Origin of the sequence: Planococcus koreensis (genome assembly GCF_004761975.1) — a bacterium.
Taxonomy (GTDB): domain Bacteria; phylum Bacillota; class Bacilli; order Bacillales_A; family Planococcaceae; genus Planococcus; species Planococcus koreensis.
The window spans coordinates 18,414-31,982 of the sequence record NZ_RQII01000009.1; the positions used below are offsets into that span (position 1 = coordinate 18,414).

Here is a 13,569-nt window from a genome sequence, read left to right on the forward strand (position 1 = left end):
AAATCCCGAACCGCTTTTGCGGTTCGGGATTTCCTATTTCCATTGATCTTGCAGCGGGCCGTTCTTGCCGAAAACGGGATCGGTCTGCGGCAGCGGCGTGTTTTGGATATCTTCAAGCACGTATGGCCTTTCTTCGGGGGCGCCGGTCTTCAAATTATAGCTGACGCCGTTCGGATAAGCTCCGATGACTTCAAAGTCAGCAGACGCTTCGATCTTTTTATGCCCAGTGCCTGCAGGCAGCACGACGACATCGCCGGCTTTCACTTTCACTTGTTCGCCCTGCTCTCCGCCAAGCTGCAAGGTCGCTGAACCTGCGCTGACCCCGAGCGCTTCATGCGTGTTGCTGTGGTAATGGTGGTAATCGAAAACCCCGCCCCTCCAACTATTGAGCCAATTATGGCGGTTGAACACCTCTTCGATTTCCTGGGGATTTTCTTTGAATGCAGCGGGGTAGAATAAAACATTCAGCGCCGGATTGTTCGGTATTGCGCCATCGTCTTCAAAATGGAAAAATTGTTCATTCGCCATTACGCGCCAGCCCCTTTCATTTATAGGGACTTTACCCTATGGAAGGTTTTATTAATCGCGTCGGTTGTAACTTTGTCCACTTAAAATCCGAGCCTCCCTCTGACGCTTGCCGCGTAGTTTTGGCTGACAGGCAGGACGGAGCCGTCTTTCATCGTCAGCTGGTAGTTCGAAGCCATATCGCGGGTGATCTCTTCTATATGATGGATGTTTACAATATAAGCGCGGTGGATTGGCAGGAAAAAGTCCGGCAATTGATTGCGCAGGTTTTTCAAGGTATGAATCGAACAATAAGTGTCATCTTCTGTATAGAACCACGTTTTCTTCTGGCTGCTTTCAATGTGAGAAACACGCTCCACCGAAACCGGCCGCCACGCTTCTTCCAGTTTTCCTGTCAGGAATTTCAATGGCTGCAATCTCCGTACAGCAAAATCTGGCGGCAGAATGATGACGACAACACCGTTTTTGCCATCTATTTCAACAGGATAGCCGATTCCATAATACGCTGTGCCAAGCACCGACTCTTCCACCAGCATCTCGACACGCCGCTGTTCCTTGCCGGTCCGCGCCGCTATGCTTCCTGCTATGACCGGTTGCCCTTCCGTAATCCTCAGGTCATAGGCGCCCGCTTTATAGTAGATATAACAACCTTCTGCCGCAATCGCGATTGACGCCTCTTTCGGCACCCAGTCGCCAATAATCGAACCCATCTGCTCCAATATTTTGTTTTCCATCCTTCCGATCCCCTTCCGCCTGCTTTTATCGTGAAAACCCCGCTTTAGTCGCTGCATATCCGCTTTTATCCAATTTTCAAGACAGTCAAACTATTCTGTTATATATTAATATACATCAACAACAACTGTATTAATACAGTTAATAAAAACTTTTATTCGAAAGGGATGGATTGGATATGGCGAACAAACAACAGCAAGCACAGGAACTGAAAAAGAGCTGGGAGCAGGACAGCAGATGGAACGGCATTGAACGCCCCTATACGGCAGAGGAAGTCGTGAAGCTGCGCGGTTCGGTGCTCATTGAACATACACTGGCGAAAAAAGGCGCTGAACGCCTCTTCAAGTCAATCCATGAAATGGATTTCGTCAACGCACTTGGCGCATTGACCGGCAACCAGGCCGTGCAGCAAGTGAAAGCAGGCTTGCAAGCCATTTACTTGAGCGGCTGGCAAGTAGCGGCGGATGCCAACTCCGCTGGCCAGATGTACCCGGACCAAAGTTTATATCCCGTCAATTCCGTGCCGGACGTAGTGAAAAAGATCAACCGCGCATTGCAGCGTGCAGACCAGATCGACAGCGTTGAAAATACGGAAGGCTTTGACTGGTATGCACCGATTGTCGCGGATGCGGAAGCTGGATTCGGCGGACCGCTGAATGTCTTCGAATTGATGAAATCGATGATCGAAGCTGGCGCTGCCGGCGTCCACTTTGAAGATCAGCTCGCTTCGGAAAAGAAATGTGGCCACTTGGGCGGCAAAGTCTTGCTGCCGACGCAAAATGCGGTAAGAAACCTTGTATCTGCCCGCTTGGCAGCTGATGTGCTTGGCGTTTCGACATTGATTATCGCCCGCACTGATGCAGACGCGGCTGACTTGATCACAAGCGATATCGATCCGCGCGACCATCAATTTATCACCGGCGAACGGACGCCAGAAGGCTTCTACCGGACAAACGCCGGCATCGACCAGGCCATCTCGCGCGGTTTGGCTTACGCGCCGTACGCAGACTTGGTGTGGTGTGAAACCTCGCATCCGAACTTGGAAGAAGCTCAGCAATTTGCGGACGCGATCCATGCCGAGTTCCCTGGCAAGCTGCTTGCTTACAATTGCTCGCCTTCATTCAACTGGGAAGCGAAGCTTGATAAAGAAACCATCGCGAAATTCCAAGTCGAACTTGGCAAGATGGGCTATAAATTCCAGTTCGTTACGCTTGCAGGCTTCCATGCTTTGAACCACAGCATGTTCGAACTGGCGCACGATTACAAAGACCATGGCATGGCCGCATACTCGAAACTGCAGCAGGCCGAGTTCGCCAATGAAGCAAAAGGCTATACGGCAACTCGACACCAGCGTGAAGTCGGCACCGGCTACTTCGACGAAGTGTCGCAGGTTATTTCCGGCGGCACAAGCTCGACAACGGCCATGAGCGGTTCTACAGAAGCAGCCCAATTCACAGCGGCGAAATGAGAGGATGATCCCTTTGCTGACAAAATCGACGATTCTAATCACAGGCGGGCCAGTCCCGCAGATGGACAAGATCTTGACGCCCGAAGCCTTGGAGTTCATTGAAAAACTGCATGTGCAGTTTAATCCGCGCCGCGAAGAGCTGCTGGAACGGCGGCAGCTTCGCCAGCAGGAAATCGATGCCGGAAAGCCGCTCGATTTCCTGCCCGAAACGAAACATATCCGTGAGGGTAATTGGACGATTGCGCCATTGCCTGCTGACATGCAGGACCGGCGCGTTGAAATCACCGGTCCAACCAACCGCAAAATGCTCATCAACGCCTTGAATTCCGGTGCGAAGATGTTCATGGCAGACCTTGAAGACGCGACAGCGCCGAACTGGTTCAATGTTATCGATGGCCAAGTGAACTTGGCTGATGCGGTCAGGCGCAAAATCGACTTTGAAGCACCGGATACGGGCAAGGCCTATAAGCTCAATCCCGAGACGGCTGTGCTCATGGTACGGCCACGCGGATGGCATCTGCTGGAGAAGAACATTCAAATCGACGGCAAGCCGATTTCGGGCAGCCTGGTCGACTTCGGCCTTTACTTTTTCCACAATGCCAAAGAATTGATCGAGCGCGGGACAGGGTCTTACTTCTACCTTCCAAAGCTCGAAAGCCATCTGGAAGCGCGTCTTTGGAATGATGTCTTTGTTTTCGCGCAGAACGAAATCGGCATCCCTCAAGGCACGATCCGGGCGACGGTGCTGATTGAGACCATTCTTGCGGCATTTGAAATGGATGAAATCCTTTACGAACTGCGCGATCATTCAGCCGGCCTGAACTGCGGCCGCTGGGATTATATTTTCAGTGTCATCAAGCGCATGCGCAACCGGCCAGAATACCTCTTCCCTGACCGGTCGCAAGTCACCATGACCGTGCCATTTATGCGGGCTTATACGCAGCTTTGCATCAAGACTTGCCATAGGCGCGGAGCTCCAGCTCTTGGCGGGATGGCGGCACAGATTCCGGTCAAAGGCGATCCCGAAGCCAACGAGGCCGCATTCCAAAAAGTGCGTGAAGACAAGCGCCGCGAAGCGATTGACGGCCACGATGGCACTTGGGTCGCGCATCCAGGAATGGTTGCCGTGGCAATGGAAGAATTCGACGCGCATATGCCGGCGCCCAACCAAATTGACAAACAGCGGGAAGACGTCAACGTCACGGCTAAAGACCTGCTCGAAGTTCCAGCAGGCACCATTACAGAAGACGGCCTGCGCTCCAATATATCCGTAGGCATCCAATACATCGCATCCTGGCTGTCCGGCAACGGTGCTGCTCCCATCAATAATTTGATGGAAGACGCGGCCACAGCCGAAATCTCCCGCTCCCAGGTCTGGCAATGGATCCGCCATCCGAGAGGCGTTCTCGACGATGGCCGAAAAATCACCGTGAGTTTATTCCACGAAATAACGGAACAGGAAGATCGCAAGATCCGGGAAGCCGTTGGTGATGAGAAATACCGATCCGGACATTTTGAAGAAGCGCGCGAGTTGTTTACTCAACTCACATTGCAAAGTGATTTTGCCGAGTTTTTGACGCTGCCAGGGTATCAACTACTAAACTAACCTAATTGGAGGAGATCACTATGAAAAACATGCAGACGTACGGAATGCGCCCTAAAAAAGAATGCCAGGAATGCGGTTGTGAAATCAAAGAGCAGCGGGAATCGATCAACTACGAATGTGAACGCTGCAGCGCCAATAAAGACGAATAGAGTTTTCCGGGGCGTCCTTTCGAGGGCGCCTTTTTTGCTTGCGGACAGTATTTGGCGCTGCTGGGACAGTATTTGTCATTATTAGGACAGTATTACGATGCTAGCGGATCGTATTGGCGAGTGATGGGACAGTATTTCGTTTCGCAGAAGAATAATACTTAAAATCCCCACTGAAAAAGGCATCCCAGTTCTCACTGGAATGCCTTGCCATCTTTCATTTTCATGTTTGGTCGGAGGATTTGATGCGGTAGACGGTATCGTCTTTAACCGTATTGAATACCTCGATAAAACGCGTTCCTTTGCTGCTTTTTCCGGACTCATCGTCTGCAATAACCGCTGCAGGTTCAATGACGCGCGAATCGAAATCCTCCATCAAGTCCTGCAATCCATCGTAGCTGTCGATGCCTTTGTCTTTTTTCACTTTATTGAAAAGCTGTTCCGATTCCGGTTCTGTCAATTCAACGTATCCCACTGTAATGCGCTGTATGTCCATAATTAAACCCTCCCGCATAATTTCTTTTCCTATACCCCTGGCGTCCAGCTGGATAAACCTGCCCTAGCCGAGACCGCGCCTTTCCGTTATGATGGGGAAAGGAAAAAATTAATGAACCGGAGTGAATGCCATGCGCGTTGCGATTTTCGATTTTGATGGAACACTTTATTCCAAAGAAACTTTCGGGCTGATGATGGAGCACCTGAAGAACCACCCTCTCCACAGCAAGCGCTACCGCCAATTTTACCGCGCGATCATGCCGCCTTATATCGGCTCGAAACTGAAGCTCGTGTCGGTCAAGAAAATGCGGGAAAGTTCGGTGCAGGCTTATTTGGCGGCACTTGAAAGCTTCACACAAAATGAACTGGAAGCTTATTTCCGCGAAATCGCTGACCGCATGCATGGCGATTTCAATCCTGAAGTCGTCGAGCGGCTGAAGCGCCACGTGCAGAACGGCGATTACATCATGCTTGTATCGGGTGCTTTCACTCCGCTCTTGCATGCCGTGACGGAAAATCTGCCGATCCGCACCATCATCGGCACGGAAATTCCTTATGCACAAAACATCCTCGACCACCGTGCCAAGATTTCACATATCCAAGGCCCGTTGAAAACCGAAAAAATCAAACAGGCGCTGGCAGGCGAAGATGTCGATTGGGCGAACAGCTCCGCATATGGAGACAGCCATTCCGATTTGCCCGTGCTTGAGCTTGTGGGCAATCCTGTCGCAGTGCGGCCGGAACCGCGTTTGCGGGCTGTCGCAGAGCAGCGCCACTGGGAAATCATTTAATCTGCAGGAGGAAATTTAATGGAACTGACACACACCCGCCTGTTGGTGGATAATTATAAAGAATGCTTTCTTTTTTACCGTGATGTCCTGGGCTTCGACGTGAAATCCGGAGACGAGAATTCCGCAGCCGCGGACCTGCAATTCAATCACTGCACGGTGGAATTGGCCGAACGGAGCCTCATCGCGCCAACTCCCGATTCCCTGGTTGCATCATCCCCATTGGGAACCGTCATTTTTGAAGTCGAAAACACAGAAGCCGCTTACGAAAGATTAAGGCATTCCGTGAAATTCATCACTTCCCCGACAGTCCAAGGCGGCCAGGGCGGCAAAGTTGCCCATTTCAGAGATCCCGCCGGCACGCTGATTGAACTGAACGAAGCGATCGCCGGTTAATAGCCCCCATGCAAAAGCAGCCGTCTGCCATAGACGGCTGCTTTTTATTGTTCTCCCAGTACTTCAATGCAGACTTTTATGCCCCTGACGAGGTCCGCGTGTGACCAGCTGGGGATTTTGCCGTGTTCGATTCCAAGTTCATGCGAAGCCGGAATGTGGATAAAACCCGTGAGCATGTCCGGTTTCATCTTTTCCGCGTAATGCAAGCCTTCGTACATGACGTTATTGCATAAGTAAGCGCCAGCTGTATTGGAAATGTCCGCTGGCAGCCCTTCGCTTTTGAGCCGATCAACCATCTGCCTTGCCGGCAAGGTCGTGAGGTATGCCGGCTTGCCGCTTTCCCTGATGGGTTCGTCCACCGGCTTGTGCCCCTCATTATCCGGCTCGCCGTCTTTGACATTGATGGCAATGCGTTCGGGCGTGATTTTATAGCGGCCCGCCGCAAGCCCAAGAGAAATGACCGCGTCCGGCTCGACTTCTTCGATGTATGACAATAAATGCTGCCCCGACGAATTAAAATCGACCGGCATAACTTTGCTGACAATCGAAAAGCCGCCGATTTCCTGTCCATCCAATTCAGTAACGATCCGCATCGTCGGATTGACGGTAAAAGCCAAAAACGGTTCGAATCCTGTAAGCAATAGTTTTTTCATAATCCCCCTCCATTCTCCGCCATTATACGCCAGAATCCGAAAATCCAAAACCTGTCGCCCTCTTTGAAAATAAAACTTTGCAAATTCCGTGATTTTTGTTAAAATGCATACAGATGAATATTTATCCAAATATACTCATACAGGGGGAAACAACATTGAACATCACTAAAAAACACACATTGGCTGTTTTATTTGCATCATCCGCTTTGCTTCTTGGAGCGTGCGGCAGCGACACTCCAGAATCCGGCGGTTCAGGCGGGTCTGAAGAAGACAAAGTCCTGGAAATGGGAACTTCAGCTGAATTCCCGCCATTCGAATCACGCGATGCATCCGGTGAATTCGTCGGATTCGACATCGATATGGCTAACCGCATCGCTGAAGAAATGGGCTACGAATTGAAAATCACGGACATGAAATTCGACGGTTTGATCGGCGCATTGCAGAACGACCGCGTTGACATGGTCATTGCCGGCATGTCCGCCACAGACGCCCGCAAAGAAAACGTTGATTTCTCGACAGAATACCACTTCTCAGGAGAAATGTTCGTAACCCCGAAAGATTCTGACGTAAAAACGCTTGAAGACCTCGAAGGCAAAAAAGTCGGCGTTCAGCTTGGAACAATCCAGGAAGAAGGCGCTAACGCCATTATTGAAGAAGAAGGCATCAATTTCGAGTTGAAAGCGCTGGATGATTCAGGCGCATTGATCCAGGAAATCCTGTCCGGCCGCATCGATGCAGCCTATATGGACAAAGAAGTGGCAAAAGGCTATATCGAAGCGCAGGACTTGGGCGCATTCGATGATCCGACAACTTCTTCACCAGGGATGGCTGTGGCCTTCCCGAAAGGCAGCGAATTGGTAGAAGAAGTCAACGCTGTCCTCGCTGAAATGGAAGAAAGCGGCGAAATGGAAGAATTGAAGAAAAAATGGAAGATTGAAGAATAAAGACATTCTTTTGAGCGGCGGGCCTAGTCCGCCGCTCACTATTTATTAGGACATCCCCTTTTGCGGGATGAATTTCCAACAGAAAAGAGTTGTAACTTATGAACTTGGACTTTTCACAAATGGTTCCTTATATTCCTTTTATCTTAGAAGGGATTTGGGTCACCTTAAAATTCGTCATCGTCGCAATCATCCTTGGTTCGATTCTGGGAACGATTTTGGCATTGTTCAAAATCGGCTCCATCAAACCGCTGCGCTGGTTCGCAGACGCGTATACATCGATATTCCGCGGCACGCCGCTGATTTTGCAATTGATGATCATCTACTACTCGATTCCACAGCTGACCGGCTATGACATTTCGCCTTTCTTATCTGCGATTTTGGCATTCGGCCTGAACTCGTCGGCTTATATTTCTGAAATTATCCGCGCCGGCATCCAAGCGGTCGACAAAGGGCAGATGGAAGCTGCGCAAGCGCTCGGCATCCCCTACCGCGCGATGATGAAAGACATTATCCTGCCGCAGGCATTGAAAAACATCCTGCCGGCTTTGATGAACGAATTCATCACATTGACGAAAGAATCTGCGATTGTTTCGACAATCGGCTATCTCGATTTGATGCGCCGCGCACAAGTGGTCGGCTCCGATCTGTTCCGCAACTTCGAACCGCTGCTGTTTGTCGGCTTGATTTACTGGTGCCTGGTCATGGGATTGACCGTACTTGGCAGAATGTTTGAACGGAGGCTGAAGCAAAGTGATTAAAGTGGAACATTTATACAAGAAATTCGGCTCCAACGAAGTGCTGACAGACATCAGTACCGACATCAAAAAAGGTGAAGTGGTTTCCATCATCGGCCCTTCCGGCTCGGGTAAATCGACGTTTCTGCGCTGCTTGAACATGCTGGAAATCCCTACATCCGGAAAAGTGATCATCAATGGCCAAGATCTGACAGGACCGAAAAAGGACGTCCAGAAAATCCGCCAAGGAATCGGGATGGTGTTCCAGCATTTCCATCTATTTCCGCATTTGACGGTGCTTGAAAACCTGACTTACGCCCCGATGAAAGTGAAAGGCGAGAGCAAATCACTTGCCGAAGAAAAAGCGCGCGCATTATTGCTGCGCGTCGGCTTAGCTGAGAAAGAAAAAGCTTATCCGAGCAGCCTCTCCGGCGGCCAGAAACAGCGTGTCGCAATCGCCCGTGCGCTTGCAATGGAACCAGAATTGATGCTGTTTGATGAACCGACTTCCGCACTTGATCCGGAAATGGTCAAAGAAGTGCTTGACGTTATGAAAGATTTGGCGAAATCCGGCATGACGATGGCGGTTGTTACGCACGAAATGGGCTTTGCACGGGAAGTCGCCGACCGCGTGCTGTTCCTGGATCATGGCATCCTCGTTGAAGAAGGCAAGCCGCTGGAATTCTTCGCATCACCGAAAACCGAGCGTGCCCGTGATTTTTTAGAAAAAGTTTTATGAAAAGATGCCTTCCGGGGCATCTTTTTTTGTCGATTTGTTCATATCCCCTTGCCATTTCCCGCCTCAGCTCCCCATGCAGCCATGCTATAATCAACGATGAAGAAAAAAATTGAGGTGTCCCCGAATGTTAAGGAAAATCATTGTTTTATTTGCAGTCGCATTTTTCATGGTGCTCATCATGTTCACCGGAATGATGTTCATGACCAATACAACAGAAATCTATTCGCAAGGCGATATAAAGCTGGAAATTGAAAAACCCGCTTTCTTTACGCTGGCAGAACCGGACGCAGACGGCAAGCGCAATATTACCCTCTTCAGCTTGCCGCTCGGCAGCTATACGCTGACAGAGCGCCAATTGGACAATGGCACCACGATTGTTTTCGATCATCTTGAAAACACAAGCTGGCTGCCATTCGTCGTCTCTATGAATACAGCAGGCATTGGAGATCCAGATGTGCGTTCTTGGAACACCGAACCTGTCATGCGCACAACAGATCCGGAATACGGCAACGACCCGACTTCCCGTCCATATGGCATCATCGCTATGGACTCTACTGAAATCCTGCAAGGCAATATTTACGTTTCGCGGAATCTGAAGCTTGGGAATGGCGATCCGGTCAAAGAATTGCGCCATGAAATAGCGGAATTCACAATCGAAGAAGGAAAACTCCTGAAAAACTTCTGGCTTCCGCCGAAGCATCAGGCTGAGAGCTGGTTCATGTTGTCGCCGCAACCCTTTTTCAGCACGCCGCAAGACGAGGAGGCGTGGATCTCGCATGCCGCTCAAAATCCACGCGAACGGCTGAACTGGCTGACGCCGCAAGGTCCGATGATGAAGATTCCCCTCACTGATGACTTGCGCACAGAAATGGCTTATAGCGCATCTCCTGATACCGCTGAAGCGATAGCAGAGGAATGGCAGGAAAGTTCTCCTGCTGTCTATTTCGAGAGCATCCTGTTGAATGCCGAAGCAACCAAACAGCAATAATTAGAACCCGCCAGAGCCACAGCTCTGGCGGGTTTTCAACTTGTTGAGAAAGGTAAATCCTTTTTCTGATAGAGTCGATATTCCGCAAAACAGCTGCGCTTGCCGCGGGCGAGCGCCAAGCCTCCTCAGCCGCTTCGCTCCTTGCGGGGTCTCGGCTGTCTCGCTTTCCCGCAGGCGTCTCCGCTGTTTTGCTACATATCTGAAGAACAGGAAAGAAACTGCAGAAAGTGTATCTTTCGTGTTCTTTAGTAAAAGAAATAACTCGCTATTAAGAAATACTTTTGAATGAAGCGGAAGGCGGCGACTCCAGCGGGCAAAGCCTGAGCTGAAGGCCCCGCAGGAGCGACAGCGACGAGGAGACTAAAGCCAGGCCCGCGGAAAGCGTCCGCCTGAAGCGACATGCAAAACAACTATCTAAGTTTCTTGACAGTTTCAGAATCCGCCAGAGCCACAGCTCTGGCGGATTTTTTTCAACCTAAGCATTGAAGCTTTATTGTTAACGGAATAATCAGTATAATAAAAGCATATAGACGTCCACCTTCCTTCACTGGCAATCACTTACACATCAGCGGAAAGGAGGTCTTTTCCATGGCAAAAATCAGAATCGATCCGCAGGAAACTCCGCGTGAAATCGAAGAAGATTATAATGCTGCCCAGAACATGATCGGCGAAGGAGCACCAGACTATTCCAACGCGAAGGATGACGACGCACCAAAAGAAATCAAAAATGAAGCGCAGCAAGCTAAACGGCTCCAATAACTTGCGCTTGCAGCACCGCCAAAACTTGGCGGTGTTTTTATTTTGTGCAAAAAAATCCCTGCTAAAGCGATTGCTTTAGCAGGGACATCGTATTTAATCCATCATATCGCCGACAATGCTGTAAGAACGCAGCCGGTCTTCCAGGTGGAAAATTTGGGAATTGACGATGACTTCGTTTGCCCGGGTCTTCAGGATGAAGTTCCGCAACTTTTCGCGTACCACATCCGGTGTGCCGACAATCATCGACTCAGAAGCCAGTTTTTCTTTGAAGATGGAAATTTCACGCGGAGACCAAACCGCTTCCAGGTCATCGATCGGCGGCTGGAAATGGGTCGGCATGCCTCTCATCAGCGCAAACATCTGCTGCTGGCTGGATGTTGCCAGCCATTCAGCCCGTTCTTGCGTATCCGCTGCAATAACATTGACGCCAACCATGGCATACGGCTCCTTCAATGCGGCGGATGGTTTGAAATTCTGGTGGTAAAGCTGCAATGCCTGCATCGTATAATCCGGTGCAAAATGGCTGGCAAAAGAAAACGGCAAGCCTTTTATTGCTGCCAGCTGCGCACTGAATCCACTCGAACCGAGCAGCCACAGCGGCACGTCCAACCCGGTTCCTGGGAAAGCGCGGACGCTGCCTTTTGGATTTTCAGAAAAATAATTTTGCAGCTCTTCTACTTGCTGCGGAAACTCATCGCCGCTGCTGTGCAAGGTACGGCGCAGCGCATAAGCTGTCGCCTGGTCACTCCCTGGCGCACGCCCTAATCCAAGGTCGATGCGGCCAGGATACAACGATTCAAGCGTACCGAATTGCTCGGCAATGACAAGCGGCGCATGGTTCGGCAGCATGACGCCTCCTGAACCGACACGGATGCGCTCCGTTTGCCCCGCAATATGGCCAATAAGCACCGATGTCGCTGAACTGCCGATGCCTGGCATATTGTGGTGCTCAGCCAGCCACAGCCTGCTGAAGCCTAATTCCTCTACATGCTGAGCCAAGCGGACACTGTTCTTGAATGATTGAGCCGCATCGCTGCCTTTATTGATAGGTGCCAAGTCCAACACTCCCAACGGGATGTTTTCAAATTTTTTATTTGCCATTGTTCATCACTCCTCACTTTTACAAGTGTAGCGGTATTTGCCTTTTTCTTCACAGTTCCTGCTCAGCGCATAGAAAAACCGGCCCTCTTTCCAGGAGCCGGTTTTATCTATTACCCGAGAGCACACCCAGCAGCGACGCTGAAAAACGCATCGTCAGCCGTGAGTTCATCAAGTGCAAGCTTTTCGCGTGCTCGGGCTTCAATCCTGTAATGATGCATTCTTTGCCCATCACTTTTAAGGATTGGAGCAGCGCTTCCCATTCATCGAGCCCTTTCTCATCTATCCGGTCGACTGCTGTAAAATCGACCAGCACCGTTTCCGCTTTGAAATTATGGATGCTTTCAAGCAGCGGATCCCTGATGGCAATCACTTTCGCCTTTGTCAGATCGCCGAACAGCGGAATCAGCACTTGCTGTTGGTTCAATTGGATGCATGGCGCAGAAAGAAGGCGTACCCGCTCCAAAAGCTTGAGCGTCAGCTCCTTTTCCTGGAATAAATCATAATCCGTTTCACGGAGCCGATTCTGCAAAAGGCGCAGCTGAGTTGAAACACCAGACATTTCATCCATCTTCGGAACAATGATGACAGATAAACTGAAGTCGCTGTCCCATTTCCCATAAACATCAGCCAAAATCAATTCTAAGTCTTTTGTCACGAAATTCAATTCGAATTTAATCGGTGTCTTTTGAGGCTTCAACAAATTCCCTGCTTTTTTCAGGCTGCCTTCATCGACAATGTCTCTTAAGGCGGTGAAATCTCCGAATAAGCTGCTTGCCTCTTGCGAGCAGCTTATTACGGAAAGGCTATTGTTCAATTGAATCGCCGGGAGTGGCAAACCGTCAAATTGATATCCCGTATTCATCTTGCGGTTCCTCTCCCATCGTCAGCCAGCGTTCCAACTGGTCTAAATCTTTAATGACAATTGCACCTTGTTCATGCAGCGCAGCCATATTGGCTTTTGACACTGCTCTGCCGCCAAATACGACCGTCGGCGCCGGTTCAAGTGCAAGAAATTCCTTGATATACGCTTTAATCGTCGGCAATCTGTAGACAAGTGCTGCGGATAACGCGATAACATCCGGCTGCCAGCGAGTTGCCGCTTCGACAGCGTGGCTGAGCGGCATGTTCGGCCCCAGGTATTTGACTGACCAGCCATTTTCCCTGAACAAGCTAGAAACCATCTTCAAACCGATATAATGGTCTTCGCCTTCAGGTCCGAGCACCATCACTTTCCGCGCCTCGCCTACTTCGGCCTGGCCACGATTTTCAACCGCAGTTACGACGAAATCGCAGATCGCCGTTGCTAAATGTTCATCGGCAACGGTTATCTCATTATTTTCCCACAGCTCGCCGACATGGTACATCGCCGGCGTCAGCAATTGATCATATAAATCTTTTTGGCTATGGGTTTTCAGGAATGTACGGATATGTCCGATAGCGTCCCGATCATTGCCTTCTAGAAATAATTCCGCTAATTGCACTGGATGAATCATAG

General features: G+C 50.2%; 17 protein-coding genes. 10 read left to right on the forward strand and 7 right to left on the reverse strand.

Annotation, left to right across the window (positions count from 1 at the left end; all coding sequences use genetic code 11):
* Positions 1–33: 33 nt before the first annotated feature.
* Complete coding sequence (locus EGV91_RS01500; RefSeq protein WP_135500413.1) at positions 34–528, reverse strand: cupin domain-containing protein; 495 nt, start codon at positions 526–528, stop codon at positions 34–36.
* 80 nt (positions 529–608) lie between these two features.
* Positions 609–1,259 carry a LytTR family DNA-binding domain-containing protein gene (locus EGV91_RS01505; RefSeq protein WP_135500414.1) on the reverse strand — a complete coding sequence of 217 codons (651 nt, stop codon included), beginning with the start codon at positions 1,257–1,259 and terminating at the stop codon, positions 609–611.
* Positions 1,260–1,435: 176 nt separating this feature from the next.
* Here EGV91_RS01505 and aceA point away from each other — a divergent pair, with 176 nt between their 5' ends.
* From aceA to yhfH, 3 genes are read left to right on the forward strand one after another with little or no spacing between them, the layout of a single operon-like run.
* The gene (gene aceA / locus EGV91_RS01510) at positions 1,436–2,725 is read left to right on the forward strand and encodes an isocitrate lyase (RefSeq protein ID WP_135500415.1); all 1,290 of its coding nucleotides are present in this window, start codon (positions 1,436–1,438) and stop codon (positions 2,723–2,725) included.
* Between the two features lie 4 nt (positions 2,726–2,729).
* A complete protein-coding gene (gene aceB, locus EGV91_RS01515) occupies positions 2,730–4,331 on the forward strand; it encodes a malate synthase A (RefSeq protein ID WP_175580252.1) in 1,602 nt (533 codons plus the stop codon).
* 20 nt (positions 4,332–4,351) lie between these two features.
* Entirely contained in the window at positions 4,352–4,480 is a 129-nt protein-coding gene (gene yhfH / locus EGV91_RS01520) for a protein YhfH (RefSeq protein WP_135500417.1), read from the forward strand.
* A gap of 220 nt (positions 4,481–4,700) precedes the next feature.
* On the opposite strand, the gene EGV91_RS01525 is transcribed toward yhfH, so the two are convergent.
* On the reverse strand, positions 4,701–4,973 hold the full coding sequence (locus EGV91_RS01525) for a hypothetical protein (protein ID WP_135500418.1): 273 nt from the start codon (positions 4,971–4,973) through the stop codon (positions 4,701–4,703).
* A gap of 130 nt (positions 4,974–5,103) precedes the next feature.
* Between EGV91_RS01525 and EGV91_RS01530 the strand changes: the two genes are divergently transcribed.
* On the forward strand, positions 5,104–5,763 hold the full coding sequence (locus EGV91_RS01530; RefSeq protein WP_135500419.1) for an HAD family hydrolase: 660 nt from the start codon (positions 5,104–5,106) through the stop codon (positions 5,761–5,763).
* 18 nt (positions 5,764–5,781) lie between these two features.
* Positions 5,782–6,156, forward strand: a complete 375-nt coding sequence (locus EGV91_RS01535; RefSeq protein WP_135500420.1) for a VOC family protein — start codon at positions 5,782–5,784, stop codon at positions 6,154–6,156.
* Positions 6,157–6,200: 44 nt separating this feature from the next.
* On the opposite strand, the gene pcp is transcribed toward EGV91_RS01535, so the two are convergent.
* Positions 6,201–6,809 (reverse strand): pyroglutamyl-peptidase I, encoded by a 609-nt coding sequence (pcp, locus tag EGV91_RS01540; RefSeq protein WP_135500421.1) that lies wholly within the window; start codon positions 6,807–6,809, stop codon positions 6,201–6,203.
* 161 nt (positions 6,810–6,970) lie between these two features.
* Here pcp and EGV91_RS01545 point away from each other — a divergent pair, with 161 nt between their 5' ends.
* From EGV91_RS01545 to EGV91_RS17090, 5 genes are all read left to right on the forward strand, one after another.
* Complete coding sequence (locus tag EGV91_RS01545; RefSeq protein WP_241666083.1) at positions 6,971–7,753, forward strand: transporter substrate-binding domain-containing protein; 783 nt, start codon at positions 6,971–6,973, stop codon at positions 7,751–7,753.
* A 98-nt stretch (positions 7,754–7,851) separates the two neighbouring features.
* Entirely contained in the window at positions 7,852–8,511 is a 660-nt protein-coding gene (locus EGV91_RS01550) for an amino acid ABC transporter permease (RefSeq protein ID WP_135500423.1), read from the forward strand.
* Entirely contained in the window at positions 8,504–9,226 is a 723-nt protein-coding gene (locus tag EGV91_RS01555; protein WP_135500424.1) for an amino acid ABC transporter ATP-binding protein, read from the forward strand. Before EGV91_RS01550 ends, EGV91_RS01555 begins: the two co-directional genes overlap by 8 nt.
* A gap of 124 nt (positions 9,227–9,350) precedes the next feature.
* The gene (locus EGV91_RS01560) at positions 9,351–10,214 is read left to right on the forward strand and encodes a hypothetical protein (protein ID WP_135500425.1); all 864 of its coding nucleotides are present in this window, start codon (positions 9,351–9,353) and stop codon (positions 10,212–10,214) included.
* Between the two features lie 588 nt (positions 10,215–10,802).
* Positions 10,803–10,973 carry a hypothetical protein gene (locus EGV91_RS17090; RefSeq protein WP_158290556.1) on the forward strand — a complete coding sequence of 57 codons (171 nt, stop codon included), beginning with the start codon at positions 10,803–10,805 and terminating at the stop codon, positions 10,971–10,973.
* 93 nt (positions 10,974–11,066) lie between these two features.
* Here EGV91_RS17090 and EGV91_RS01565 read toward each other — a convergent pair whose 3' ends face one another.
* The 3 genes from EGV91_RS01565 to EGV91_RS01575 form a co-directional block, all read right to left on the reverse strand.
* On the reverse strand, positions 11,067–12,074 hold the full coding sequence (locus tag EGV91_RS01565; RefSeq protein ID WP_135500426.1) for an LLM class flavin-dependent oxidoreductase: 1,008 nt from the start codon (positions 12,072–12,074) through the stop codon (positions 11,067–11,069).
* A gap of 103 nt (positions 12,075–12,177) precedes the next feature.
* Complete coding sequence (locus tag EGV91_RS01570) at positions 12,178–12,936, reverse strand: STAS domain-containing protein (protein WP_135500427.1); 759 nt, start codon at positions 12,934–12,936, stop codon at positions 12,178–12,180.
* Positions 12,914–13,567: a cobalamin B12-binding domain-containing protein gene (locus tag EGV91_RS01575; protein WP_135500428.1), complete on the reverse strand. Its 654-nt coding sequence runs from the start codon at positions 13,565–13,567 to the stop codon at positions 12,914–12,916. Before EGV91_RS01575 ends, EGV91_RS01570 begins: the two co-directional genes overlap by 23 nt.
* Between the last annotated feature and the right edge of the window lie 2 nt (positions 13,568–13,569).

Bases quoted from the DNA above. Each gene is read 5' to 3' on its own strand.
- EGV91_RS01500 (WP_135500413.1), bottom strand. From the start codon at position 528: ATGGCGAATGAACAATTTTTCCATTTTGAAGACGATGGCGCAATACCG.
- EGV91_RS01505 (WP_135500414.1), bottom strand. From the start codon at position 1,259: ATGGAAAACAAAATATTGGAGCAGATGGGTTCGATTATTGGCGACTGG.
- aceA (WP_135500415.1), top strand. From the start codon at position 1,436: ATGGCGAACAAACAACAGCAAGCACAGGAACTGAAAAAGAGCTGGGAG.
- aceB (WP_175580252.1), top strand. From the start codon at position 2,730: ATGATCCCTTTGCTGACAAAATCGACGATTCTAATCACAGGCGGGCCA.
- yhfH (WP_135500417.1), top strand. From the start codon at position 4,352: ATGAAAAACATGCAGACGTACGGAATGCGCCCTAAAAAAGAATGCCAG.
- EGV91_RS01525 (WP_135500418.1), bottom strand. From the start codon at position 4,973: ATGGACATACAGCGCATTACAGTGGGATACGTTGAATTGACAGAACCG.
- EGV91_RS01530 (WP_135500419.1), top strand. From the start codon at position 5,104: ATGCGCGTTGCGATTTTCGATTTTGATGGAACACTTTATTCCAAAGAA.
- EGV91_RS01535 (WP_135500420.1), top strand. From the start codon at position 5,782: ATGGAACTGACACACACCCGCCTGTTGGTGGATAATTATAAAGAATGC.
- pcp (WP_135500421.1), bottom strand. From the start codon at position 6,809: ATGAAAAAACTATTGCTTACAGGATTCGAACCGTTTTTGGCTTTTACC.
- EGV91_RS01550 (WP_135500423.1), top strand. From the start codon at position 7,852: ATGAACTTGGACTTTTCACAAATGGTTCCTTATATTCCTTTTATCTTA.
- EGV91_RS01560 (WP_135500425.1), top strand. From the start codon at position 9,351: ATGTTAAGGAAAATCATTGTTTTATTTGCAGTCGCATTTTTCATGGTG.
- EGV91_RS17090 (WP_158290556.1), top strand. From the start codon at position 10,803: ATGGCAAAAATCAGAATCGATCCGCAGGAAACTCCGCGTGAAATCGAA.
- EGV91_RS01565 (WP_135500426.1), bottom strand. From the start codon at position 12,074: ATGGCAAATAAAAAATTTGAAAACATCCCGTTGGGAGTGTTGGACTTG.
- EGV91_RS01570 (WP_135500427.1), bottom strand. From the start codon at position 12,936: ATGAATACGGGATATCAATTTGACGGTTTGCCACTCCCGGCGATTCAA.
- EGV91_RS01575 (WP_135500428.1), bottom strand. From the start codon at position 13,567: ATGATTCATCCAGTGCAATTAGCGGAATTATTTCTAGAAGGCAATGAT.